Raw genomic sequence first — 21,872 nt, forward strand, 5'->3', positions numbered from 1 at the left:
TCCTTTAGTAGGAGGGGCATATGACATATATAGACTTTGAAGAGTTCAAAAAATTGTCTGGAAAAACTGATGATTTCAAATCGTCCTTTGACAAGTATTTATTAAAAGCATCTGCCATTTTGGATAATGAAACAAACTACTTCTACCGATTTCATAATATTAAAGATGATCCTATTGATTTTCGTGTTAACCAATTCAAATTAGCTCTTTGCGCTCAAATTATCTATTTTGATGAGGTTGGAGGGGATACTTATCACAGTATAAACAAAACTCCACAAAGTTTTTCTGCTGGTCGTACGAGTATCTCTAATAAGTCGTCAGAAAATGGTGGGGATACATCTTTGTTATCTGAAGATGTGTACGTCTATCTTGAAGGTACAGGACTTTTATATCGAGGTGTTCCCTCATGTTAATGCCAAAACCTCCAATAGATTTTTTAATTGATTCTTTTATTTATAAAGAATATCTAGGGGAAGGCGACTGGAATAAACCAATTTATGAAGAAGGAAAAGAGATCTCCTTTTGTCGTATTGATAGGGGGAGCCAATACTCCTTTTCATCAAATGGAAAACAGCTTCTTTATAACGCTGTGATTTTTTGTTATAAAGGTTTAACTGATCCCTTGCCGAAGTTTAAAGAACAATCAATTGTCGTCTATGATGGCCAAGAACATGTTATTACCAAAATTGACATAGTAACTGAAGCATATTCAAGCGATGTTTATTCTTATGAGTTGGAGGTAGTCTGATGGGGATAAGTGTTGATTTAACTGGAGTAAGAGCCAAAGTTAGCGCACAGGCTATGAAAAGAGGTAAGTATGCTGTAGCAAATCAAGCAATGTCAGATATGAATCCATTTGTACCAAAAAAGGATAATACACTTAGACAAAGCGCTCATATTAATAATTCTGGTAGTGCGATTTTGTATGAAACAAAATATGCGAAGCGTCAATTTTATCTAAATGGTAAAAAATATACGACACCAGGAACTGGTCCAAGATGGGATTTAAAAGCGAAATCTTTGTATATGCCTTCTTGGGAAAAAGCATATCTGAAAGGGGCTGGAATAAAATAATGGATTTTATTGATCGAATAAAAGATAAAATTAATAGTATTCCTGATATCCCAATAAAAATAAAAAAGGGGTATCTTTCAGCAGTTGAGAGTTTAGTCATTTATCCATTACCTGGTGGTCAAGTTCTAACGGAATACTATAATGGTGTGAAGGATGAACAACTAAACTATGAAATTGCCATGAAGTCACAAGACGGTTCTAAGATTGAACAAACGCTGTGGCTTATATCTGATTCATTAGAAAGAATCAGTGAAATCACTAGTTCTGATGGGTCTTTTGAATTTAACGATTTAACTATAACGAGCAAACCTTTCATCAATGATGCGGATGAACAAGGTTGGTTCGTTTTTTTATTGGATTTTCAAACAAAATTAACCACATTTGAGGGGGAAAATAAATGAGACGGAAAAATGCCTTACAAGCTTATTTTATTCAATTAATTACAACTACAAATGCAGATGCACCAACCGAAGACGGATGGTTAGAACTGGCAAAATGGATTTCTAATGTCGATGATAATTCAAATGAAGAATCTGAAACTACCGGATATTATGATGGAAATGGAGAAGGTGAAACCGACGTTACCTCTCATCAGCTAGGTTATTCATTTACTGGGTTATATGACGAAGAAAACGAAGCGATGGCAGCGATCGAAAATATGATCGGTAAATCTGGTGATGCTCGAAAAGTATGGTTCAAAGTTGTAAATGCCTCAGGCACAAAACAGCGTATCGGAAAGGCAACTGTCACTGAGCCAGTAGCACAAGTCGGAGATGCAACAGCTTATGGTGATTTCTCTTGCGGTATTGCTTTTGATAGCACACCAGAAGCTGAGGAAGTGCCATCAACTTCTACACCCTCATAAGCCCCAGAACGTAACTGGGGGATTTAATGAAGATGGATCAATTACATTAAATTGGGATAGCGTGAACGAAGCACAAGCTTATGTCGTTCATTATGGCGGTGCTAACCAATCTGATCCTAACGATGCTACATTTATGGGATATTCAGAAAAGAATACATGGACATTAGCTGTAGTCGATATTCCTACTCTAAATGACGGAGAAAAGATTTATTTCTACGTACAAGCTTTCAATGAAAAAGGTGTAGGAAAAGACGATATTGAAAAAGCCGCTTACTTAAATGAAAATTCCTTGGGGTCGGCTTGGTCTGATGCTGTTGTTCTTGTACAAACTCCCTAAGGCGCCCCAAAATCTGACAGCCGTTTATGATGCAGAGAAAATGACTGTCACTGTAACTGCGGACTGTCCAGATGGGGCGACTAGTGGAAGAGCGTATAAAGACAGTCGAGATTTTGGAACTGCTTATATTGTGGAAGGTAAGGTTACTAAAACATTTGCAGAAATATCAGAAGGAGACACTCATGTTTATGGCTTGAGTGTCTTTTTTGATGATTTGGAATCTGAAATAGCTGAAATTGAATTCACAGCAATCGTTGAAACAAAAATACTGACGGTTGATGAATATATACCAGGAACAAGCACATATGTAACAGGTACGTATCAAGGAACGTTAGCTGAAAAAATAGGCTTATATGTTGACGAGACTCATGTCTATTCTGTACCGCTTATAAAGAGTGAATATCCAAAATTTAAATATTATAAGAATAATTTAACGGTCACTGAAAAGGTTCAAGTATACCTAGCGGATGAAAACGACAACGAGCTAGTTAGAGCAGATGTGCCAATTGTAGAAAAATAAAATAGGAGAGAGACTCTCTCTTTTTTAGGAGGATGTTATGAGTAATAAACTATCATTTCAATTAGAAAAAAAAGGATTTCCAGTTAAAATTGGAGAATTAGAATTTTTCTTCGGAACAACAACAGAAGAATTAACGCGTTTCTTTGATGTTCAATCTGAGTTTGATGAGAGAGCGAAAGAATTAAAAAATCAACTGAAACAAATCAAAAATACTGACAAACCAGATAAAGAAGATACTCTTCAAATTCTTCGTATTTCTAAAGAATTGGCAAAAGCAGAATATGATGCCCTTTTAGGTGAAGGCTCTTTTGAAAAAATTTATTCTGTCTATCGTGATGTTGAACAATTAATTGATTTATTTGATCCAATTTCTTTTGAAGTTGCTGAAGCAATCGAAAAAGAAGCAGTAAAACGAAAAGACAGTATTACTAAGAAGAAATCTGAGTTAATGAAGAAGAGAGCTTTGAAAAATAAAAAAAAGAAGTAGGTGATTAGATGCGGTTAAATGATCCGTTGGTCACCGAAATAAAATTTGATGGAAATGAGTATCCAATTAATTTGGCTTTTGATAATGTGTTGGATGTTTTTGACGTCTTGCATGATTCAGAATTGTTTCCAGAAGAAAAAGTGAATATATGTTTAGAACTGTTGATCAGTGACTTTGAAGAGAACTTTCAAGGTACGACTGAGCAACAGTTTTTATTATTTGAGCATATTTTAGAAAAGTATATCTCCGTAGGCGATGCTGAAACCATTGAGACTGATATTTTAGGAAACCCAATGCCAAATGCTGTTAAGGAGACGAAACTAATCAGTTTGATTCATGATGCTAAATACATTTATGCCTCTTTCCGACAAATTGGGATAAATCTATTTGAAGAACAAGGGAAAATGATGTGGGAAGAATTTCAAGCTTTGTTAGAAAGTTTACCTGACGATACTATACTCGCTAAAATCATTCAAATCAGGACATGGGAACCTAGCAAAGGTGATTCATCCAAAGAAAGAGAACGAATGAAAAAGCTACAACAAAAGTATGCACTACCTAAAGAGGTAGGTGAAACTGATGGCTGATGGAAGAGTTGAAATTGCAGTCGAAGTTGATGGTAAAGGTGTAACTGTCCTTAATAAAAACCTAAATCAACTTGAAAAAAATAGTAATCGTGCAGGTGTATCTATCAAAGACTTAGTCACTTCAGTAGGACTTGTCAAGGTAGCTTCTGCGGCATTTAATGTATTGAATAATTCGTTAGATGCGGCAATCAGCCGTTTTGATACGATGCAAAAATTCCCTAAAGTTATGAAAGCTTTAGGATTTAGTGCTGAAGATTCTCAACGATCAATCAACAAATTATCAGACGGTATCGATGGATTACCAACGAAACTAGATGATGTTGTAGCAAGTACACAACAAATGACAGCTATCACTGGTGATCTAGATAAATCAACAGATACAGTCTTAGCTTTAAACAATGCTTTCCTCGCATCAGGTGCATCTACAGAAGACGCGACTCGTGGAATGCAACAATATAATCAGATGATTTCAACTGGTACAGTCGATTTAGAAAGTTGGAGAACTTTACAGGAAACAATGCCACTTGCTTTACAGAAAACAGCTGAAGCAATGGGCTTTGTAGGGAAATCAGCCCAACAAGATTTATATAAAGCCCTAAAAGAAGGTACTGTTACCTTTGATGAGTTTCAGGATAAACTGATTGAACTAGGTACTGGTACAGGGATGTTAGCAGAATTAGCAAAAGAAAATTCTTTAGGTATTGCTACATCATTTGGAAATCTAAGTAATGCTGTTTCAAAAGGAATGGCAAACATCATCACTAAATTTGATGAATTAACACAAAAGCTTACTGGGCAATCAATTGCGCAAAATATTGATGGAATGAAAGCGCTGATTAATAAAGCATTTGAAGAAATGGGTAAAGGGATGGATGTTTTAATCCGTCATTCTGATGATTTAGTAACAGCATTTGAGGGGTTACTGAAAATAGTTGAATTATTAGCACCTGCTTTTGTTGCGGCAACAGGTGCATATATTGGATTTAAGACAGCTTTGTCATTAGGTACACTAGCATCTTTTGCAACAAAAATATATGGCATCATTACTGCGTTAGGTAGCATGGTCAGTATGTTTGGTGTTTCAGGTACTGCTTTTGGGTTGTTAGCTGCAATTATTCCAGCTGGTGTAACAGTGTTTTCTTTATTGGCTGGTGTAGTCGGTGCAGTGGTCGCAGTATTTATATATTTCTATCAAACAAATGAGACTTTTAAAAATGGGGTACAGAAAACTATAGAACTTATAGAAACAGGGCTTATTAAAGCTTTTGAGTTTTTAAAGTCTGTACTTTCATCAATATTACCTACACTTCAAAATGTGGCAAGCGTCATATCTGATTCTGTTGTAAATGGCTTTCAAAAGCTTATTGAGATTGGATCAAAAATTGCTTCAATTGTTGGACCAGCGTTATTAACTTTTTCTAATGCAGTAAAAAATGTTATTTCCTCAGGTGTTGATAAATTTGGCCCAATCTTTTCACAAATTGGAAGTGTATTATCAGGAATTTTTTCTACAGGTTTGGAGATAGCAGGAACACTTCTAGAAAAGCTCGGTGGGACTTTTGGAAAAATAGGAGGAGTTATTTCTCTTGTTGTAGGAGTCCTAACGAAAGTAGGTATTGCAGCGATTGGCTTAACTGGACCTTTAGGCTTAGTTATTTCTTTAGTTGTTTCTTTCATATCTGCATGGGCAAAAACAGGAGATTTTAGTGCAGATGGTATCACAAAAGTTTTTGATCAGTTATCCAATACGATTGGTAATTTTGCGAACATTATATCTGAAAACCTTCCTAAAATCATAGAAACAATTACGTCTATTATTACAGATATTGTTGATAAGATTGTTGAAATGTTGCCTCAACTTACAGAGGTTGCTACACAGATCATTCAAACCTTAACAGATGCAATTGTCACAGCGTTACCGAAACTTACTGAAATGGCCACTAATGTAATTATTACATTAGTTCAAGGGATTACATCTGCATTGCCAGAGCTTGTTTCAGTAGCAACTAATATCATTACGAGTCTGATCACTGCTTTAACTAGTCTGTTGCCTCAAATTATTGAAACAGGTGTCAATTTATTAACAATGTTAATTGATGGGATTGTCTCCTCTTTGCCGAAAATCATAGAGGTAGTAATACAAATCATCAATACGCTGATTGAAGCATTTGTAACTGCTTTGCCGATGTTGTTAGATGTTGGGCTTCAAATTATAACAACTTTGATAAACGCAATTATTACGGCTTTACCTCAATTAGTAGAATCAGCAACAGTAATTATCACTAGTTTATTAACAGCAATTATTGGAGCATTACCAACCCTTATAAGTGCTGGTGTTCAAATGCTAATGGCATTGATAAATGGGATCATATCAGTTTTGCCAATGCTAATAAGTGCAGGAATTCAAATTGTTTTGTCACTGATTACTGCTTTAATTAGCGCATTACCACAAATAATAGAAGCTGGTATTCAGTTGTTACTAGCTTTGATTCAAGGGATAATCTCTATTATTCCACAATTGATAGATGCCGCTATACAAATTATCACGGCTTTATTATCCGCACTTGTCAGCGCAATACCACAACTATTAGAAGCAGGTATAGAACTGATTATAGCTTTAGTTCAAGGTGTAATTTCTGTTTTACCTCAATTAGTTAGTGCGGCATTACAATTAATAGTCGCCTTATTGGGTGCTTTACTTGATGCAATCCCAAAATTGCTTTCAGCCGGTGTTCAATTGATCAGTGCATTAATTAGTGGCGTTCTAAGTTTATTAGGCCAACTAATTAATGCAGGAACTAATTTGATTACAAGCCTACTAAGTACTATTGCTGGATTTGTAGGACGTATGCTAAGCGCAGGGGCTGATTTAATTAGGAATCTTGTTTCCGGTATATTAAGTATTATCGGTTCTGTTATAAGTGCAGCATCAGATATAGGAAGTTCGATTTTAGATACATTAAGTGGTATTGATTTATTTGAAATTGGTAAAAATGTAATTCAGGGATTAATCAATGGTATTAGTTCAATGGTTAGTTCAGTAGCTTCTACAGTTTCTGAAATTGCTGGAAATATTAAAGATACTATCACAGGCGCTTTGGGGATTCACTCGCCTTCTCGGTGGATGCGAGACTATGTAGGTAAATTTATTCCTCAAGGAGTCGCTGTAGGTATTGAAGCTGATGCGAAAACAGCCTATTCAGCTATGAATAAGCTATCTACAGGTTTAATGAATTCCATAACGCCAGAAGTAGCTCTTGGTACTTCTAAAATGGGCTTGGCATCGGTAGGATCTCAGATTGTAAATAATACAAATAAATCTAAATCGTATTCACCAAATTTCAACTTTAATATTGAACATGCTGATTTATCTAGTGAAAAATCGATTGAAGAAACTTCACTGGAATTAGCAAAGTTGACAGAAAGACAAGCAAGGGGGCGTCTATAATGAATTTTACTAATCTTCCTTATTTTCAATTTCGCGGGAGACGATCGAGCGAGTTTAGTATGCGGATCAGAAATGAAATGGAGTTTGTAATTCCAGAAGCTTCCCTGGAATTTACTGAAGTTGATGGAAGAAGTTCAGATATTGTATTTGATAAAGGAAGATTTAAAGATATTGAGAAAACTTTTCCTGTTAGAATCTTCAAAGAACAAGATAAAAATATTGCCACTCAGCTAAGAAATATAGCGGGGTGGCTTTATTTATCCCATGAGTATACTCCTCTAATATTTAGTGAATATAATGACTATTTTTATAAAGCCTTAGGCTATAGCGGAACTTCTGGAAAAGATATTAAGCGTGAGTGGTTAGATATTGATTTTACTTTCAAGTGTCAACCATACGTTTTTCGACTAGATGGAGAAGACGAGAGACAAATCATAAGTGGGCAAACAATTGTAAATCCAGAACCCTTTTCTAGCCTCCCAATTGTAACATTTAACAAAACAACAAGTGATAATGACAGTAATATCTATATCAATGGTCAACAATTCCGGATAGCTAAAGAAGTAGGAACTGGCATTATAACTATGGATAGTGAGAATGGCATCGCTTATAAAGACGGAGGGATAAATGTTTCAAAATATTGTTTTTTAAATACAGAAGGATATAATCCAATTGTTTTACAACCAGGAGTTAATGAAATTTCTTTTCTTAATATTGATCAGTTCAAAATGAAACCGAGATGGAGGAACTTAGCTGTATGAGTACGATTATTTTACATGAGAAAAAAGACAATAATTGGTCCTCGCTAGGTATCGGTCCATTAACAGATGCTATCAATCCAATTGTTACTAGGGAAAAAAATGGTATTTATGAACTGATGTTTAATTATCCTGTAAATGCTCCACTCTATACAGAAATAAAATTAGGCCGTTGGATTGTTGCAGATGCAGGACCAACTAGCCAAGCAAAAAGTCAACGTTTTGAAATCTCAGAAATAACAAAGCCGATAAATGGTATAGTCACTGTTTATTGTGAACATTACAGGTATCAGCTTTTAAGGTCAATTGTAAAATTGGGTTCTAAATTTGATAATATTCCAGCCCAAACAGCATTAAATCAACTTAAAGATCGCATGGAGCCAAAAGGAGACTTTACTTTTTTTAGTGATGTCACAACTAATTCTTCAATTGATTTTACAGATCCATCTAAATTTGCCAATGCACAAGAAGTTTTAGGAGGCGTTAATAATTCCATTCTTGATAATTTCGGTGGAGAATATATTTTTAATAATAATGAAGTACGATTGATGTCTCAAGCAGGAACCGACAAAAATGTAATCATCGCTTATGGGAAAAACTTGACGGATATTAATCAAGAAGAATCTATTGAAAGTACTTACACTTCAATATATGGTTGGGCAAAAATCGGAAGTGGTGAAGAGGAGAAAATCATCACTTTACCTGAAACATATTTAGATAGCGATTATGTTGATAATTACTCACAACGTCGGATACAGATGGTTGATTTTAGTGACAAAGAACCAACTGATGTTGACTCACTAAGGACGTTAGTTAAAAACTATATAAAAAATAATAAAGTCGGGATTCCAAAAGTTTCAATTAAAGCAAGTTTTGTTGATCTTTCTAGCTCAGTATCAGAGGAACAATTAAAAAATTTAGAATCAATCGATTTGTGTGATTGGGTAACGATTGTATTTAATCAACTGGGAATCAATACCTCTGCTCAAATTGTTAAGACTGTATGGGATGTATCACTTAATAGATACGACTCAGTGGAATTAGGAGAAGCTAGAACTGATTTTTCCAAGGTATTAGATGATTCTCAACAAAATATAAATAATATCAATGATAAGGTTTCAGACTTAGAAAAAGCACAAGATGAAGCATCCAATATCATAAAAAATCCAGGTAAAGGTAACGTAGTGATTTATCCGAGTCTTGCTGATCCACAAGAATTCTTAATTATGGATACTAAGGATATTAATACAGCAACTGAGGTATGGCGGTGGAATGCTGGTGGTCTTGGTTTTAGTTCTACTGGTTATAATGGAACTTATGAATTAGCAATGACTAATAATGGCGCTATTGTAGCGGATAGAATGACTACAGGAACTTTACGAGCAATAAATATTATAGGAGTCTCTATTTCTGGGAGTACATTTGAAACAACTGGGAGCAACGGTAAAATAATGATTTCTGGTGGCAAGATACAATTCCAAGATCGTACTGGAAAAGAATTCGGATCGTTTTATCCAGTGAATGTAAATAATGATTCTTTGGCCATGGATTTAAATTCTAAAAGCGATATAAATATAAACGCTGGAGAATCAGTAAAACGTACAGAATTTTCGTTAGGTCATGGATATCCTGCTGATTCGCCAACGACTAGTTTAGTTGGTGTTCAAGTACCTGTGTGGCTACATTATACAAATGGAAGTACTGTTCAAGGTGGTGTCGAGGTAAGCTCTGAAGGGGTGTACTTACGAGGTGGCACAAATATTGAAACTTATTTAAGTGTTGCTAATAATTCTACTATTGATTTTTACTCCTCTTTTGATATGCACGGCTTCCCAATGCTAACTCAATCAGATATTCGTTTAAAAGAAAATATTACAGCTACTGATGTTGATGGAATAGAAGAAACAAAGAAATTAGAATTCTTTGATTTTAAAAGAAAACAAAACTATCAAAGCAAGGACCCTAAAAAACAACCAAATGACTCAAGGGAGTTAGGTTTAATTGCTCAGTACTCGCCATTTCTTTGTGCTGAAAGCGAAAAAGATCATTATTTACGAATTGATATGAGTAAACAGATTATGTTAAACAGTCTAACTAATAAGCAATTGATTGAGAAAATCGAATCGTTAGAAAGTCAGATGGGATATAGAAAGAAAAATCAGCGTAAGTATCATAAAGGAGGTTTGCAATGATTAATACCATATTAAATCTTGATTTTTCCAAAAATCCTAATATGCAACCTATTATTTATGGGCGTGTAGGAGATCAAGGGTTACAGACAGTTACAGTCAATATTTTTAGAAACGGAGCACCTGTTGATTTATCAGTAGGTGTTTTATCTTTTGAAGGAGTAACTAGTCGCAATCAAACGAAAGTCTTTGATTCGTATAATATTAACAGCACAGAAGAAGGATTAAAAAAAGGGACTTTTGAGTACACATTTCCTAGTGAAGCATTTGCTGTAACTGGAAAATATGAACGTGCCTACTTTTCTATTACTTCTGGAGATAGTCGAGATACGACAGCAGACTTTGAAATTATTGTATTAGGGAATGCAGATATCAATGCCTCTGAAGCTGAAACGGTTATAACTGAATACAATAAGTTGATTGAAGAATTACAGAAACTTCAAAATGAGTATATAGAAGAAACTGATACGACGTTTGCATCAATTCAGGGGCGAATCACCAATTTAGAAAATACAATAGAGAGTTATAAGAATGATGTTAGTAATACACAAACTGAAGTTTTAGCGACAATCGATGAAGCTCTAAAAGAATTTCAGAGTAGCGACTTTTATACGAAAACAGAGGCTGATGAAAATTTCGCAACCCAAGTTAGTTTGGAAAATGGGGCATTAGTCTTTAAGAATACTTATATCTCCAGTCAAGATTGGAATGACATTCAAGATGTAGGTATTTATTACTGTGCAGGTTCTTCTGGTGAGAATATGCCAACAAGTGGACCATTGTACGGCTATTTAACGGTTAAAAAAATCACTACTGTTACTCAGCAGACATTTGAAACTGGATTATCTGTTTATATCCGATCACTCACCGGTAATCCTCAAACATGGAGTAATTGGCATGAAATTGCTTTGACTGAAAAAACAGTAAATTTATCAGAAGATCAAGAAGTTGATGGCACAAAGAATTTTCTAAAACAACCTTTATTTAATGGCAAAAGCTTAGCCCAAGAAGTTTTTGGTGTAACTCTGCATGGCGGTAAACTGGAAGGAGTGCCCGTTAAGGATGGAACCACATTAAATTGGGGCGAACCTTACTCTTATGATAATGAACGATCAAAAAATAATGACTTATTTACAGTATCAGATGATACTAAAACATTAACTATTTTAAAAGATTGTACGCTTCAATTCATTGGCAAATTTACTTGTCAGACTAATCATGCTGATTATTACGCCTACTTAGGTATGCGAGTTAATGGAGAAGATGATTGGCGTGCAGCTGGAATCGGAGGGAATTTGAACTGGCGTAACGATGTTGGCTGGATAATGGTAAGAGAATTTAAAACTGGGGATGAAGTGACCTTAGTGACAGGAACTAATTATTCCACTGATTCGGTAAACGCATGGGGTGTGGATCAAGTATATATAAAAGAAGTAATCAGAGCATAAGAAGATATGATGACTTAGTTAGAGCAAAAAGAGATATAAATAAAGGTCAGAGCGCGTATTTTATAGGCGCTTTTTTGTCTATGAAGGTAGGTGAATAGGTTGTCCAATCAAGAAGAAACGATGTGGGTTGAAGTTCTACAACGTTTAGCAAGAATCGAAGAGAATACAAAACATCTTGATACAGTTACGGAAAATGCTAGACAGGCGTTATCCATAGCGAAAGAAAATGAAAAAGCGATTCGAGAAATCAAAGAAAGTCAACGGAGGGCTTGGCGTACGATTGCTGGTATGTTGAGTTCTGTTGGTGCTTCACTCATTGTGTATTTGGTGACTAAATTTTTGGGAGGTTAAGAGATGATTTTACCTGACAAGTATTACAACAAAATCAAATGGGCAGTACTTACTGTTTTACCAGCTGCCTCAATGTTAGTGACTACACTAGGGAAAGCTTATGGATGGGAAGGAACAGATTTAGCTGTTTTTACGATAAATTCCATTACAACATTTTTAGGTGTAGTAACTGGTGTTTCAGCGTATAACTCAAAAAAATAGGAGGAATAAGATGAAAAAGAAGATTTTTGTAGGAGCTCTTGTAGCTCTTTTTTTGTTGCCTGTGAATGTCTTTGCTGCCAAAGGAGACCAAGGTGTCGATTGGGCGATTTATCAAGGAGAAACAGGACGTTTTGGTTACGATAGCGATAAATTTGTAATCGCTCAAATTGGTGGCTACAATGCGAATGGATTGTATACTCAATGGACTTATCCCACTCAAGTAGCTTCAGCAATTGCACAAGGGAAAAGGGCGCATACTTATATCTGGTATGATACCTATGGAAACATGGATATCGCTAAACAGACAATGGATTATTTCTTGCCTAAGATTCAAACACCGAAAGGATCAATTGTAGCCTTAGATTTTGAACATGGAGCAATCAATGACAAGAAAGCCAATACTGATACGATTCTTTATGGAATGCGTAGAATCAAAGAAGCTGGGTACACACCAATGTACTACTCCTATAAACCTTTCACGCTTCAATATGTCGATTATCAACGGATTCTAAAAGAATTCCCTAATTCTCTATGGATTGCGGCATATGCGTCTAATTCTGTGACGAATACTCCAAATTATAACTACTTCCCAACAATGGATGGAGTGGCAATTTGGCAGTTTACTTCGAACTATATTGCAGGGGGCTTGGATGGAAATGTCGATTTAACAGGAGTCACTGATAATGGTTATACTAATTCAGATAAACCACAAACAGAAACGCCAGCAATCAATGCAGGTGAAGAAACAAGTGAAACACCAAAATCAGAGATCAAAGTTGGCGATACAGTTAAGGTGAATTTCTCAGCTAATCAGTGGGTGACTGGCGAGACTATCCCACAATGGGTGAAAGGTGAAAGCTACAAGGTTCGACAAGTAGATGGGAATAAAATCTTGCTTGCTGATATTCTTTCTTGGATCGATAAATCTAATGTGGAACTTTTACCAGATTCCACGACTGTTGCACAACAACCCTCAACTACAACGCACATTGTACAATACGGAGAAACCTTGTCATCAATCGCCACTCAGTATGGCACAACGTACCAAGCTTTAGCTTCCTTGAATGGATTAAGTAATCCAAACATGATTTATGCTGGTCAAGTGTTAAAAGTAAGTGGCGCAGTAAGCACTACTAGAACATATACGGTCCAATATGGCGATAATCTTTCGTCAATTGCGACTAAGCTAGGAACAACCTACCAATCACTAGCACAACAAAATGGATTATCAAATCCTAATCTAATTTATCCAGGACAAGTATTAAACTATTAAAAATAGCCCCTCGATTTCGAGGGGCAGTACATAAATTAATTAATAGCTTAAACCTATTTCTTCAGGATTTATAAACAAACTTTTTTTAAAATTATATCTTTGATGTTCAACTCTAGTGTTGGGAACATCGGTAATGATATCAAATAAGAAATAAACATTAGACTTAGTTTTAGATTTTGAAGCCGGTAGAGTAAAATAGTTTTTGTCAGATTCATATAAGTGAATCAACAACTTGTTTTCAATCAAGCAAAATTCAATATTATTATTCCAATACTTATAAAGTTCTCTTTCAAATTTCTTTTTTGGATCATAGCTAATCCAAAGTAGCCTATTTTTATATAGAATCATAAGAATCTCCCCCACTTGTGAATTATACGAACGAATGTTCATTCTGTAAATATGGAGTGAAGATAATCGACTTTGACTATACTTTGATTGTATTTATAGAAGAAAACTGCAAAAAGCTGACAAAAGCATATTACCAAAATTCCTTATAAATTATGCAATAAAAAACGTAGCAGAGTGTCGATGATAATCAAACACCAAGTGTCTGTTTATCCAGTAGCTCAAGAAGCTTAATGAACAGTTGGCTCTATTCCTTGCCTAGCGAGGGATAGAGTTTTTTCATTTTTTCTGAATCACTAATGATTTCCGGCTCAAACAGAGTCAGGCTTTTTTTGCGTTGGGAGAATGACTGGCTGTAAAAATAGTTGGTTTACTATTTTCGCTAGTTCTAACTGGAAAAGATATCCCGCAAAGTAAAAAAGAGGTAATCGTTTTCTGTTATCTGAAAAAATAGTATACGTTTAGACTTGTCTAAATTGCTTAATAAATAAACAACAAATGTTCTTTTTTGTTTTAAGCGTATCTTGTTTTCTTTTTGATATAAATAGTTGACGAATAGTGATTAAATCAATAGTATTAGGTTTTAAGGACAAGAGAAGAGGGGCGAAAATATTGGCAAAACGAATTGACCGAATTTATACGTATGTCAAAGAAAAGACCGCTCATTTATCTATAGAAGAAAATGATCAAGGTGTAACGACCCAAGAGATTGCGGAAGTTTTGGGTATCCAGCGTACTAATAGCAGTAAAGATCTCAACAAATTGGTGCGTGAAGGAAAGTTGAAGAAAACCGATGGTCGTCCGGTTCGGTATGTCTATCAAGAAAGTCCAATCATTGAAAAGCCATTATCCAAATACGTACCTAGTTATAAAGAAGAATTGACTCACGTGAAAAAACCGAGTCTTCAAGTAGATACGAAAGATATTTTTGCCAAAATCATTGGAGCGAATGGTAGTATGAAAAACTCAGTGGAACAAGCAAAAGCCGCCATTTTGTATCCTCCCAGAGGGTTGAACTGTTTGATCACTGGACCGACTGGTTCTGGAAAGACTTATTTTGCTCATGCGATGTTTCATTTTGCTAAAACCAACCATGTGGTGGAAGAAGATACAGAGTTGATCGTCTTTAACTGTGCGGACTATGCTAATAACCCTGAATTACTGATGAGTCATCTTTTCGGGTATGTCAAAGGTGCGTTTACAGGTGCGGAAGAAGAGAAAATGGGAATCATTGATCAAGCGGACGGCGGGATGCTTTTCTTGGATGAAATTCATCGACTCCCACCTGAAGGACAAGAAATGATTTTTTATTTTATGGACCATGGTACCTATAGCCGATTGGGTGAAACAACGAAATCTCATGAAGCGAATGTTCGGATCGTCGGTGCAACGACTGAAGATCCAGGTTCGGCACTACTTGAGACATTTGTGCGCCGTATTCCGATCAATATCAAGTTACCTGCTTTTGATCGACGTCCAGCGAATGAAAAAATCGATTTAGTCAAGATCATGATTGCTCACGAAGCGAATCGTACGCAAAGAAAAATTTCTTTAACAGAAGATGTTGTGAAAGCGCTAATAGGCAGTGTTACTTATGGAAACATTGGACAGTTGAAGTCGAATATCCAATTGGTATGTGCGCGAGGATTTCTAAACCATATGAACAAACCTGAAATATCGATTACGATCGATGATTTAACTGAAGGGATTCGTAGTGGGTTGATTCAACTAGCAAGTAATCGAAAAGAGATGGCAGAGTTATCCAAGATACTTGATCCTAAAATCACCGTTTTTCCGAACGATGATGTGATGCAGTTGCAGGCAGACTCTTATGAGTTGCCTTATAATCTTTACGACATTATTGGTGATAAAGCTGCTTTGCTCAAGTCAGATGGCTTGGACCAAGAAGCAATCAATCATTTTATCTCAACAGATATCAATATCCATTTAAAGTCATTCTATAAAGATCACGGTTTTTCATTTAATGCAGATAATAAGTTGGCGGAATTTGTCGATCCTAAAATCATTGAAGTAACGAATCAGATTTATCTCATGGTGAAGCAATCTTTGCCATACGAGTTTCAACAAAATTTTATTTATGCGATGAGTCTGCATATCAGTTCTTTTCTAAAACGAATCCATTTAGGAGAAGAACGGCATACGAATGATAATATCCGAGAAATGGCCATTGATTTTCCTGAGGAATACGCACTGGCGAAAGAAGTACGGCAACATATCGAAATGTATTTCCAAGTGGAAATCCCAGAAAGTGAAGATTACTATTTAACTGTATTGCTTGTTTCATTACGAGCCAATCAAGCAAGTGGTCGAATCGGGGTCGTTGTGGCTGCACATGGCAATAGTACCGCAAGCAGTATGGTGCAAGTGGTTCAACAGTTGCTAGATGCGGATAACGTCCGGGCGGTGGATATGCCACTAGACATGGACCCGAAAACTGCTTTAAGTCGGATTGAGCGGAGTGTGCAAGAAGTAGATGAGGGAAGTGGTACGATTCTTCTGGTGGACATGGGTTCGCTTGCGTCTTTCAATGCTCAGATACAGCAAGATACGGGTATCCCTGTCCGAACAGTCGATATGGTCACGACTTCTTTAGTTTTAGAAACAGTACGTAAAGTGTCGGTGCTGGGAACAGATCTTGACTTGCTTTATGAATCCTTGAAGAATTTCCGAGGGTATGCTGAAGTCTCAAGTGGAAATGTTGCAGAAGCGGACGACAAGCAACGAAAAGCCGTAGTGGCCATCTGTGCCTCAGGAGAGGGAACAGCACAGCGAATCAAATCGTTGATCGAGCGTGCAGTCAGTAAAAGACAAGAAGCTCAATTGGAAGTGATTGCTTTGTCTATCGTCGATTTGAAAACTAAGCTACCAAAGATCCAAAAAAATTACCAAATCATTGCGACGACTGGGATCACGGACCCGCATATCGATGCACCATTCATTCCTTTGGAAAGATTTATTGATCAAAACATTGAGGTGATTTTAGATCAATTACTGTTAGAGTCAGAGTTAGATGAAACCGAAGATGTTTTATTAAATGAAGAAACAGCCAAAAGTACATGTGTGTCATTTATCGCAGATAATTTTACATTTATCAATGGAGAAAAGTTAATCGATCCTCTATGGAAATTTGCAGATGGGTTAATGGATTCAGCAAGCATTGATGTAAAAGAATACGGATTTATGATCAACCTTGTTCTACATGCGGCGGGAATGATTGAACGTGTCATCTTAAATGAACCGCTCTCTTTAGAAAATCAAGATAATCGTTCGATTAAAAACGATCCGCTCTATGTTAAAATTGTTAAGCCACTAAATGATTTAGAAGAAAAGATCAAAGTCAAGTTTCCGTTAGAAGAAGTGTATTATCTATTGAAAATGATCACTAACCATTTAGAGAAAAAAGAATACACTAATGAAGATATACACAAAAACGATACACTAAAATAGTGTGTCGTTTTTGTGTATTGTATAAGAAACCATTAAATAAAGCAGTGTATCTTTTAAAAGTTGGCACGGTTCTTGCTTTTAATAAAGTGTGCTTAACGGAAATTCTTCCGACAGAAGTGGGGAGATGTTTTGAGTAGTGATTTAATAAAAAGGAGATTTACGAATGGATATTCGATTAGCACGTATAGATGATCGTTTGATCCATGGGCAAGTTGCAACTGTCTGGTCTAAATTGACTGGCGTTGAACGTATCATCGTCATAAGTGACGTAGTAGCGAAAGACAAGTTAAGAAAGTTTCTTTTAAAAGAAGCTGCTCCACCAGGGATCATGGCAAATGTCATCACTGTTGAAAAGATGATCCAGATCTTTGAGAGTGGACTCTTAGCGCGAACGAAAGTGATGCTTTTATTTACTAATCCTAAAGACGTTGAGAAAATTGTCCGAAGTGGTGTCCGAATTGATTCTCTAAATATCGGGGGAATGAGTTTTTCTGAAGGGAAGACCATGATCACAAATTTTGTGTCCGTCGATCAACGAGATATCGAAGCCTTTCATTTTTTGGATGGTCAAGGTGTGGAGTTGGAGATTCGGAAGGTGCCTGCTGATCGGAAAATCTTTTTAATGGAATTACTGACCAAAGCCAAGAAAGCATAAAATTGTTGTTGCGTAACGGTCAAATGTATCTGTTGTCAAAGGCAAGCACTTATTTTTATTTTTGATTTTGTTACAACAAAAAGAAGTAGGAGGTATAAATATGGTAGGGATTATCCTAGCAAGTCATGGGCAATTTGCTGAAGGAATCTTACAGTCGGGTTCAATGATCTTTGGCGAACAAGAAAACGTCAAAGCTGTTGTTTTACAACCGAGTGAAGGTCCAGATGACTTGAGAGCCAAATTAGAAGAAGCAGTCGCTTCCTTCGATAACCAAGACGAAGTCTTATTCTTAGTTGATTTATGGGGCGGAACACCGTTCAATCAATCAAACACATTATTTGAAGAACACAAAGATAAGTGGGCAATCGTAAGTGGTTTGAACTTGCCTATGCTGATCGAAGCATATGCTTCACGTTTTTCAATGGAATCAGCACATGAAATTGCTGCTCATATCATTGAAACAGCAAAAGAAGGCGTGAAAGTCAAACCGGAAGAATTAGAACCAGTAGTAGAAACAAAAGCTGCGGCACAAGAAGCTGCACCTTCAGGAACACCTGGTAAGTTCACTTATGTTTTAGCACGTATTGATTCACGTTTGTTGCATGGACAAGTAGCAACTGCTTGGACAAAAACAACAAATCCAACACGGATCATCGTTGTATCTGATGCTGTAGCAAAAGATGAGTTACGCAAAAAATTGATTCAACAAGCTGCGCCTCCTGGTGTAAAAGCACACGTTGTACCAGTTGAACAAATGATCAAACTTGCAAAAGATGATCAACATTTTGGCGGCCAACGCGCATTGCTATTGTTTGAAAATCCTCAAGATGTCGTACGTGCAGTTGAAGGTGGCGTACCATTAGAAACAGTGAACGTCGGATCAATGGCGCATTCTCCAGGTAAAGTACAACCAAATAAAGTACTTGCTTTCAGTCAAGACGATATTGATTCATTCAATAAATTGAAAGAATCTGGCGTGAAATTCGATGTACGTAAAGTACCGAATGACTCTAAAGGAAACATGGATGAAATTTTGAAAAAAGCGCAAGATGAATTAAAAAATCGTGCTTAATTAATTATCAGAAAAAATGGAGGATTACTATCATGGATTTAAATATTATTCAAGTGATCTTAGTCATCATCGTTGCATTTTTAGCTGGTATGGAAGGAATTCTTGATGAATTTCAATTCCATCAACCAGTTGTTGCATGTACGTTGATCGGCTTAGTAACTGGAAATCTAGTTCCTTGTCTTATCTTGGGTGGTACATTACAAATGATCGCTTTAGGTTGGGCAAATATCGGTGCCGCTGTCGCTCCCGATGCTGCATTGGCATCTGTTGCATCTGCAATTATTTTAGTTTTAGGTGGTCAAGGTTCAGCCGGCGTTTCTTCAGCAATCGCGATTGCTGTGCCACTTGCTGTTGCTGGTTTATTATTAACAATCATTTGTCGTACGATTGCGACAGCGTTTGTTCATTTGATGGATGCTGCTGCAAAAGATGGTAACTTTAGAAAAGTTGAATTATGGCATATCGTTGCTATCTGTATGCAAGGTGTTCGTATTGCGATCCCTGCTGGTTTGATCTTAGCAATCGGTGAAGGTCCAGTAAGAAGCTTACTTGAATCTATGCCTGTTTGGTTGACAGACGGTTTAGCTATCGGTGGTGGAATGGTCGTTGCTGTAGGTTACGCGATGGTTATCAACATGATGGCTACAAAAGAAGTATGGCCATTCTTTGCAATCGGTTTTGTATTGGCAACTGTATCAGAAATCACTCTTATCGGTCTAGGCGCAATCGGTATTGCTTTAGCTCTTATTTACTTGGCACTTTCTAAACAAGGTGGTTCAGGTAACGGCGGAAGCTCAAATACTGGTGACCCACTAGGCGATATCATCGATAACTATTAAAGGAGGCGTTCACGAAATGGCAGAAGAAAGAATTCAATTATCTAAAAAAGATCGTATTTCTGTTTGGTTGCGTTCGACTTTCCTTCAAGGATCATGGAACTACGAACGTATGCAAAATGGTGGTTGGGCATTCTCAATGATCCCAGCGATCAAAAAATTATATAAAACAAAAGAAGACCGTGCGGCTGCGTTGACTCGTCATTTAGAGTTCTTCAACACTCACCCATATGTTGCTTCACCAATTCTAGGGGTGACTCTTGCACTGGAAGAAGAACGTGCAAATGGCGCACCTGTTGATGACGTTGCGATTCAAGGGGTTAAGGTTGGTATGATGGGACCTTTAGCTGGTATCGGTGATCCAGTCTTCTGGTTTACAGTAAGACCGATCCTTGGAGCTCTAGCTGCTTCTCTAGCGATGGCTGGAAATATCTTAGGCCCAATCATTTATTTCGTCGCTTGGAATATCATCCGTATGGCATTTATGTGGTACACACAAGAATTCGGCTATAAAGCGGGTTCTAAAATCACAGAAGATTTATCTGGTGGTTTGTTGCAAGACATTACTAAAGGTGCTTCTATCTTAGGTATGTTCATCTTAGGTTCATTAGTTAACCGTTGGGTATCAATTGGCTTTGCGCCAGTAGTATCAAGCGTTAAACTTGACGAAGGTGCTTACATTGATTGGAGTAGTTTACCTGCAGGTGCGGAAGGTATCAAGAGTGCGTTGGAACAACAAGCAGCTGGACTTTCTCTATCTGACTACAAAGTAACAACATTACAAGACAACTTAGATAGCTTGATCCCTGGATTAGCTGCGTTGTTACTAACATTGTTCTGTATGTGGTTACTGAAGAAAAAAGTTTCACCAATCGTTATCATTCTTGGATTATTCGTAGTGGGTATTGTTTTCCACTTGATCGGATTAATGTAATCTAAGGCAATAAAAGACTAAATAAGCTGTGACAGAAATCGATCATTGATTTTTGTTGCAGCTTTTTTCATAGAATGCGACGAGACTTTACTTCATCTCTCTTCTGATCAAATGGTGGACGATTGTGGAGAACCGTTTGTTAGAGGTAGTATCTATGCTCGAAAAGGCATACTATTTATGATAAGATGTCTTTGATATAGAAGTAAAAAACGCGAAATTAAGAGTAAGGCTAAACTGAACGAATAGCCAAATCATTGAAACGGTACGACTTTTGATTACCGTAACTTTAGATTGATTAGAAATGGAGTGCTTGAAATGGTACAATCGCTGAACACAAAAGTTGACTTAACGATGAATGCGACATCTTATCTAGGTGTGGCAGAATATGGGAAGATCATGATTGGTGACAAAGGTTTTGAATTTTATAATGATCGTGATGCGCGGAAATTCGTCCAGATTCCATGGGAAGAGGTGGATGTCGTGATTGCCTCGGTGATGTTCAAAGGAAAATGGATTCCACGTTTTGCGATTCGCACAAAGAAAAACGGAACCTATTCATTTTCTGCAAAACATCCCAAGGAAGTTTTGCGAGCAATCCGTAAGTATGTTGACCCAAGTCACATGGTTCGCTCTTTAAGTTTGATCGACGTAGTCAAGCGAGGCGTAATCGGTATTTTCAAGCGTAAATGATTTGTAGCTAGCCCTCATCGTTTGCTTGCTATTTATTTCTTATGATAAAATTAAAGAGTAAAGAGGGAGGTTATACGATGAGTTGGTTATGGACATTGATTGTTGGTGCAATCATTGGAGCGATTGCTGGAGCAATCACAAGTAAAGGAAATTCAATGGGATGCATCACAAATATTATTGCTGGTTTGATTGGTTCAACGATCGGTCAAGCGATTTTTGGAAACTGGGGACCAAGCGCTGCTGGTATGGCACTTATTCCATCTATTTTAGGGGCAGTGATCTTAGTTGCAGTTGTCTCATTTTTCTTTGGTAAAAGATCTTAGAAATGAAAGTC

24 protein-coding genes are annotated in these 21,872 nt (G+C 36.7%); 23 read left to right on the forward strand and 1 reads right to left on the reverse strand.

What is annotated here, in order from left to right; translation table 11 throughout:
• The first annotated feature begins 20 nt into the window (after nucleotides 1-20).
• The 16 genes from EM4838_RS03225 to EM4838_RS03300 all read left to right on the forward strand — a co-directional run bounded on the left by EM4838_RS03225 (nucleotide 21) and on the right by EM4838_RS03300 (nucleotide 13,538).
• Nucleotides 21-413 (forward strand): head-tail connector protein, encoded by a 393-nt coding sequence (locus EM4838_RS03225; RefSeq protein ID WP_071867969.1) that lies wholly within the window; start codon nucleotides 21-23, stop codon nucleotides 411-413.
• Nucleotides 407-748, forward strand: a complete 342-nt coding sequence (locus EM4838_RS03230) for a putative minor capsid protein (protein WP_071867968.1) — start codon at nucleotides 407-409, stop codon at nucleotides 746-748. The genes EM4838_RS03225 and EM4838_RS03230 overlap by 7 nt, the downstream gene beginning before the upstream one ends.
• Nucleotides 748-1,074, forward strand: a complete 327-nt coding sequence (locus EM4838_RS03235) for a minor capsid protein (protein WP_071867967.1) — start codon at nucleotides 748-750, stop codon at nucleotides 1,072-1,074. Before EM4838_RS03230 ends, EM4838_RS03235 begins: the two co-directional genes overlap by 1 nt.
• On the forward strand, nucleotides 1,074-1,475 hold the full coding sequence (locus EM4838_RS03240; protein ID WP_071867966.1) for a minor capsid protein: 402 nt from the start codon (nucleotides 1,074-1,076) through the stop codon (nucleotides 1,473-1,475). The genes EM4838_RS03235 and EM4838_RS03240 overlap by 1 nt, the downstream gene beginning before the upstream one ends.
• Nucleotides 1,472-1,939 (forward strand): phage tail tube protein, encoded by a 468-nt coding sequence (locus EM4838_RS03245; RefSeq protein ID WP_071867965.1) that lies wholly within the window; start codon nucleotides 1,472-1,474, stop codon nucleotides 1,937-1,939. Before EM4838_RS03240 ends, EM4838_RS03245 begins: the two co-directional genes overlap by 4 nt.
• Complete coding sequence (locus tag EM4838_RS03250) at nucleotides 1,905-2,276, forward strand: fibronectin type III domain-containing protein (RefSeq protein WP_071867983.1); 372 nt, start codon at nucleotides 1,905-1,907, stop codon at nucleotides 2,274-2,276. Before EM4838_RS03245 ends, EM4838_RS03250 begins: the two co-directional genes overlap by 35 nt.
• Complete coding sequence (locus EM4838_RS03255) at nucleotides 2,248-2,796, forward strand: immunoglobulin-like domain-containing protein (protein WP_071867964.1); 549 nt, start codon at nucleotides 2,248-2,250, stop codon at nucleotides 2,794-2,796. Before EM4838_RS03250 ends, EM4838_RS03255 begins: the two co-directional genes overlap by 29 nt.
• A 37-nt stretch (nucleotides 2,797-2,833) precedes the next feature.
• Nucleotides 2,834-3,283, forward strand: a complete 450-nt coding sequence (locus EM4838_RS03260; protein ID WP_071867963.1) for a hypothetical protein — start codon at nucleotides 2,834-2,836, stop codon at nucleotides 3,281-3,283.
• Nucleotides 3,284-3,291: 8 nt separating this feature from the next.
• On the forward strand, nucleotides 3,292-3,870 hold the full coding sequence (locus tag EM4838_RS03265; RefSeq protein WP_071867962.1) for a Gp15 family bacteriophage protein: 579 nt from the start codon (nucleotides 3,292-3,294) through the stop codon (nucleotides 3,868-3,870).
• Nucleotides 3,863-7,318: a tape measure protein gene (locus tag EM4838_RS03270; RefSeq protein WP_081367474.1), complete on the forward strand. Its 3,456-nt coding sequence runs from the start codon at nucleotides 3,863-3,865 to the stop codon at nucleotides 7,316-7,318. Before EM4838_RS03265 ends, EM4838_RS03270 begins: the two co-directional genes overlap by 8 nt.
• A complete protein-coding gene (locus EM4838_RS03275) occupies nucleotides 7,318-8,079 on the forward strand; it encodes a distal tail protein Dit (protein ID WP_071867960.1) in 762 nt (253 codons plus the stop codon). Before EM4838_RS03270 ends, EM4838_RS03275 begins: the two co-directional genes overlap by 1 nt.
• A complete protein-coding gene (locus EM4838_RS03280) occupies nucleotides 8,076-10,268 on the forward strand; it encodes a phage tail spike protein (RefSeq protein ID WP_071867959.1) in 2,193 nt (730 codons plus the stop codon). The genes EM4838_RS03275 and EM4838_RS03280 overlap by 4 nt, the downstream gene beginning before the upstream one ends.
• Entirely contained in the window at nucleotides 10,265-11,713 is a 1,449-nt protein-coding gene (locus tag EM4838_RS03285) for a BppU family phage baseplate upper protein (RefSeq protein WP_071867958.1), read from the forward strand. Before EM4838_RS03280 ends, EM4838_RS03285 begins: the two co-directional genes overlap by 4 nt.
• 99 nt (nucleotides 11,714-11,812) lie before the next feature.
• The gene (locus EM4838_RS03290; protein WP_071867957.1) at nucleotides 11,813-12,064 is read left to right on the forward strand and encodes a hemolysin XhlA family protein; all 252 of its coding nucleotides are present in this window, start codon (nucleotides 11,813-11,815) and stop codon (nucleotides 12,062-12,064) included.
• Nucleotides 12,065-12,067: 3 nt separating this feature from the next.
• The gene (locus EM4838_RS03295; protein WP_100917236.1) at nucleotides 12,068-12,265 is read left to right on the forward strand and encodes a phage holin; all 198 of its coding nucleotides are present in this window, start codon (nucleotides 12,068-12,070) and stop codon (nucleotides 12,263-12,265) included.
• Between the two features lie 10 nt (nucleotides 12,266-12,275).
• Nucleotides 12,276-13,538: a LysM peptidoglycan-binding domain-containing protein gene (locus EM4838_RS03300; RefSeq protein ID WP_100917237.1), complete on the forward strand. Its 1,263-nt coding sequence runs from the start codon at nucleotides 12,276-12,278 to the stop codon at nucleotides 13,536-13,538.
• A 39-nt stretch (nucleotides 13,539-13,577) separates the two neighbouring features.
• On the opposite strand, the gene EM4838_RS03305 is transcribed toward EM4838_RS03300, so the two are convergent.
• Complete coding sequence (locus EM4838_RS03305) at nucleotides 13,578-13,886, reverse strand: DUF5960 family protein (RefSeq protein WP_071865916.1); 309 nt, start codon at nucleotides 13,884-13,886, stop codon at nucleotides 13,578-13,580.
• Between the two features lie 609 nt (nucleotides 13,887-14,495).
• Here EM4838_RS03305 and EM4838_RS03310 point away from each other — a divergent pair.
• From EM4838_RS03310 to EM4838_RS03340, 7 genes are all read left to right on the forward strand, one after another.
• Nucleotides 14,496-17,351 carry a sigma-54-dependent transcriptional regulator gene (locus EM4838_RS03310; protein ID WP_071865917.1) on the forward strand — a complete coding sequence of 952 codons (2,856 nt, stop codon included), beginning with the start codon at nucleotides 14,496-14,498 and terminating at the stop codon, nucleotides 17,349-17,351.
• 163 nt (nucleotides 17,352-17,514) lie between these two features.
• Nucleotides 17,515-18,006, forward strand: a complete 492-nt coding sequence (locus EM4838_RS03315; protein WP_066026051.1) for a mannose/fructose/sorbose PTS transporter subunit IIB — start codon at nucleotides 17,515-17,517, stop codon at nucleotides 18,004-18,006.
• A gap of 100 nt (nucleotides 18,007-18,106) precedes the next feature.
• Nucleotides 18,107-19,078 (forward strand): mannose/fructose/sorbose PTS transporter subunit IIA, encoded by a 972-nt coding sequence (locus EM4838_RS03320; RefSeq protein ID WP_071865918.1) that lies wholly within the window; start codon nucleotides 18,107-18,109, stop codon nucleotides 19,076-19,078.
• A 32-nt stretch (nucleotides 19,079-19,110) separates the two neighbouring features.
• Entirely contained in the window at nucleotides 19,111-19,917 is an 807-nt protein-coding gene (locus EM4838_RS03325) for a PTS mannose/fructose/sorbose transporter subunit IIC (RefSeq protein WP_071865919.1), read from the forward strand.
• Nucleotides 19,918-19,933: 16 nt separating this feature from the next.
• A complete protein-coding gene (locus EM4838_RS03330; RefSeq protein WP_019724014.1) occupies nucleotides 19,934-20,848 on the forward strand; it encodes a PTS system mannose/fructose/sorbose family transporter subunit IID in 915 nt (304 codons plus the stop codon).
• Nucleotides 20,849-21,163: 315 nt separating this feature from the next.
• Nucleotides 21,164-21,538, forward strand: coding sequence for a DUF956 family protein (locus EM4838_RS03335; RefSeq protein WP_071865920.1), 375 nt, complete (start codon nucleotides 21,164-21,166; stop codon nucleotides 21,536-21,538).
• Between the two features lie 77 nt (nucleotides 21,539-21,615).
• Nucleotides 21,616-21,861: a GlsB/YeaQ/YmgE family stress response membrane protein gene (locus EM4838_RS03340; protein ID WP_010736004.1), complete on the forward strand. Its 246-nt coding sequence runs from the start codon at nucleotides 21,616-21,618 to the stop codon at nucleotides 21,859-21,861.
• The last annotated feature ends 11 nt before the right edge of the window (nucleotides 21,862-21,872 follow it).

The sequence above is a fragment of the Enterococcus mundtii genome (assembly GCF_002813755.1).
Taxonomy (GTDB): domain Bacteria; phylum Bacillota; class Bacilli; order Lactobacillales; family Enterococcaceae; genus Enterococcus_B; species Enterococcus_B mundtii.

What these genes read in the sequence shown, in the direction of transcription:
- EM4838_RS03335 (WP_071865920.1), top strand. Translation starts at nt 21,164, where the DNA reads ATGGTACAATCGCTGAACACAAAAGTTGACTTAACGATGAATGCGACA.
- EM4838_RS03325 (WP_071865919.1), top strand. Translation starts at nt 19,111, where the DNA reads ATGGATTTAAATATTATTCAAGTGATCTTAGTCATCATCGTTGCATTT.
- EM4838_RS03235 (WP_071867967.1), top strand. Translation starts at nt 748, where the DNA reads ATGGGGATAAGTGTTGATTTAACTGGAGTAAGAGCCAAAGTTAGCGCA.
- EM4838_RS03305 (WP_071865916.1), bottom strand. Translation starts at nt 13,886, where the DNA reads ATGATTCTATATAAAAATAGGCTACTTTGGATTAGCTATGATCCAAAA.
- EM4838_RS03270 (WP_081367474.1), top strand. Translation starts at nt 3,863, where the DNA reads ATGGCTGATGGAAGAGTTGAAATTGCAGTCGAAGTTGATGGTAAAGGT.
- EM4838_RS03315 (WP_066026051.1), top strand. Translation starts at nt 17,515, where the DNA reads ATGGATATTCGATTAGCACGTATAGATGATCGTTTGATCCATGGGCAA.
- EM4838_RS03275 (WP_071867960.1), top strand. Translation starts at nt 7,318, where the DNA reads ATGAATTTTACTAATCTTCCTTATTTTCAATTTCGCGGGAGACGATCG.
- EM4838_RS03260 (WP_071867963.1), top strand. Translation starts at nt 2,834, where the DNA reads ATGAGTAATAAACTATCATTTCAATTAGAAAAAAAAGGATTTCCAGTT.
- EM4838_RS03285 (WP_071867958.1), top strand. Translation starts at nt 10,265, where the DNA reads ATGATTAATACCATATTAAATCTTGATTTTTCCAAAAATCCTAATATG.
- EM4838_RS03240 (WP_071867966.1), top strand. Translation starts at nt 1,074, where the DNA reads ATGGATTTTATTGATCGAATAAAAGATAAAATTAATAGTATTCCTGAT.
- EM4838_RS03340 (WP_010736004.1), top strand. Translation starts at nt 21,616, where the DNA reads ATGAGTTGGTTATGGACATTGATTGTTGGTGCAATCATTGGAGCGATT.
- EM4838_RS03300 (WP_100917237.1), top strand. Translation starts at nt 12,276, where the DNA reads ATGAAAAAGAAGATTTTTGTAGGAGCTCTTGTAGCTCTTTTTTTGTTG.
- EM4838_RS03245 (WP_071867965.1), top strand. Translation starts at nt 1,472, where the DNA reads ATGAGACGGAAAAATGCCTTACAAGCTTATTTTATTCAATTAATTACA.
- EM4838_RS03280 (WP_071867959.1), top strand. Translation starts at nt 8,076, where the DNA reads ATGAGTACGATTATTTTACATGAGAAAAAAGACAATAATTGGTCCTCG.
- EM4838_RS03295 (WP_100917236.1), top strand. Translation starts at nt 12,068, where the DNA reads ATGATTTTACCTGACAAGTATTACAACAAAATCAAATGGGCAGTACTT.
- EM4838_RS03255 (WP_071867964.1), top strand. Translation starts at nt 2,248, where the DNA reads ATGCTGTTGTTCTTGTACAAACTCCCTAAGGCGCCCCAAAATCTGACA.
- EM4838_RS03225 (WP_071867969.1), top strand. Translation starts at nt 21, where the DNA reads ATGACATATATAGACTTTGAAGAGTTCAAAAAATTGTCTGGAAAAACT.
- EM4838_RS03330 (WP_019724014.1), top strand. Translation starts at nt 19,934, where the DNA reads ATGGCAGAAGAAAGAATTCAATTATCTAAAAAAGATCGTATTTCTGTT.
- EM4838_RS03265 (WP_071867962.1), top strand. Translation starts at nt 3,292, where the DNA reads ATGCGGTTAAATGATCCGTTGGTCACCGAAATAAAATTTGATGGAAAT.
- EM4838_RS03320 (WP_071865918.1), top strand. Translation starts at nt 18,107, where the DNA reads ATGGTAGGGATTATCCTAGCAAGTCATGGGCAATTTGCTGAAGGAATC.
- EM4838_RS03230 (WP_071867968.1), top strand. Translation starts at nt 407, where the DNA reads ATGTTAATGCCAAAACCTCCAATAGATTTTTTAATTGATTCTTTTATT.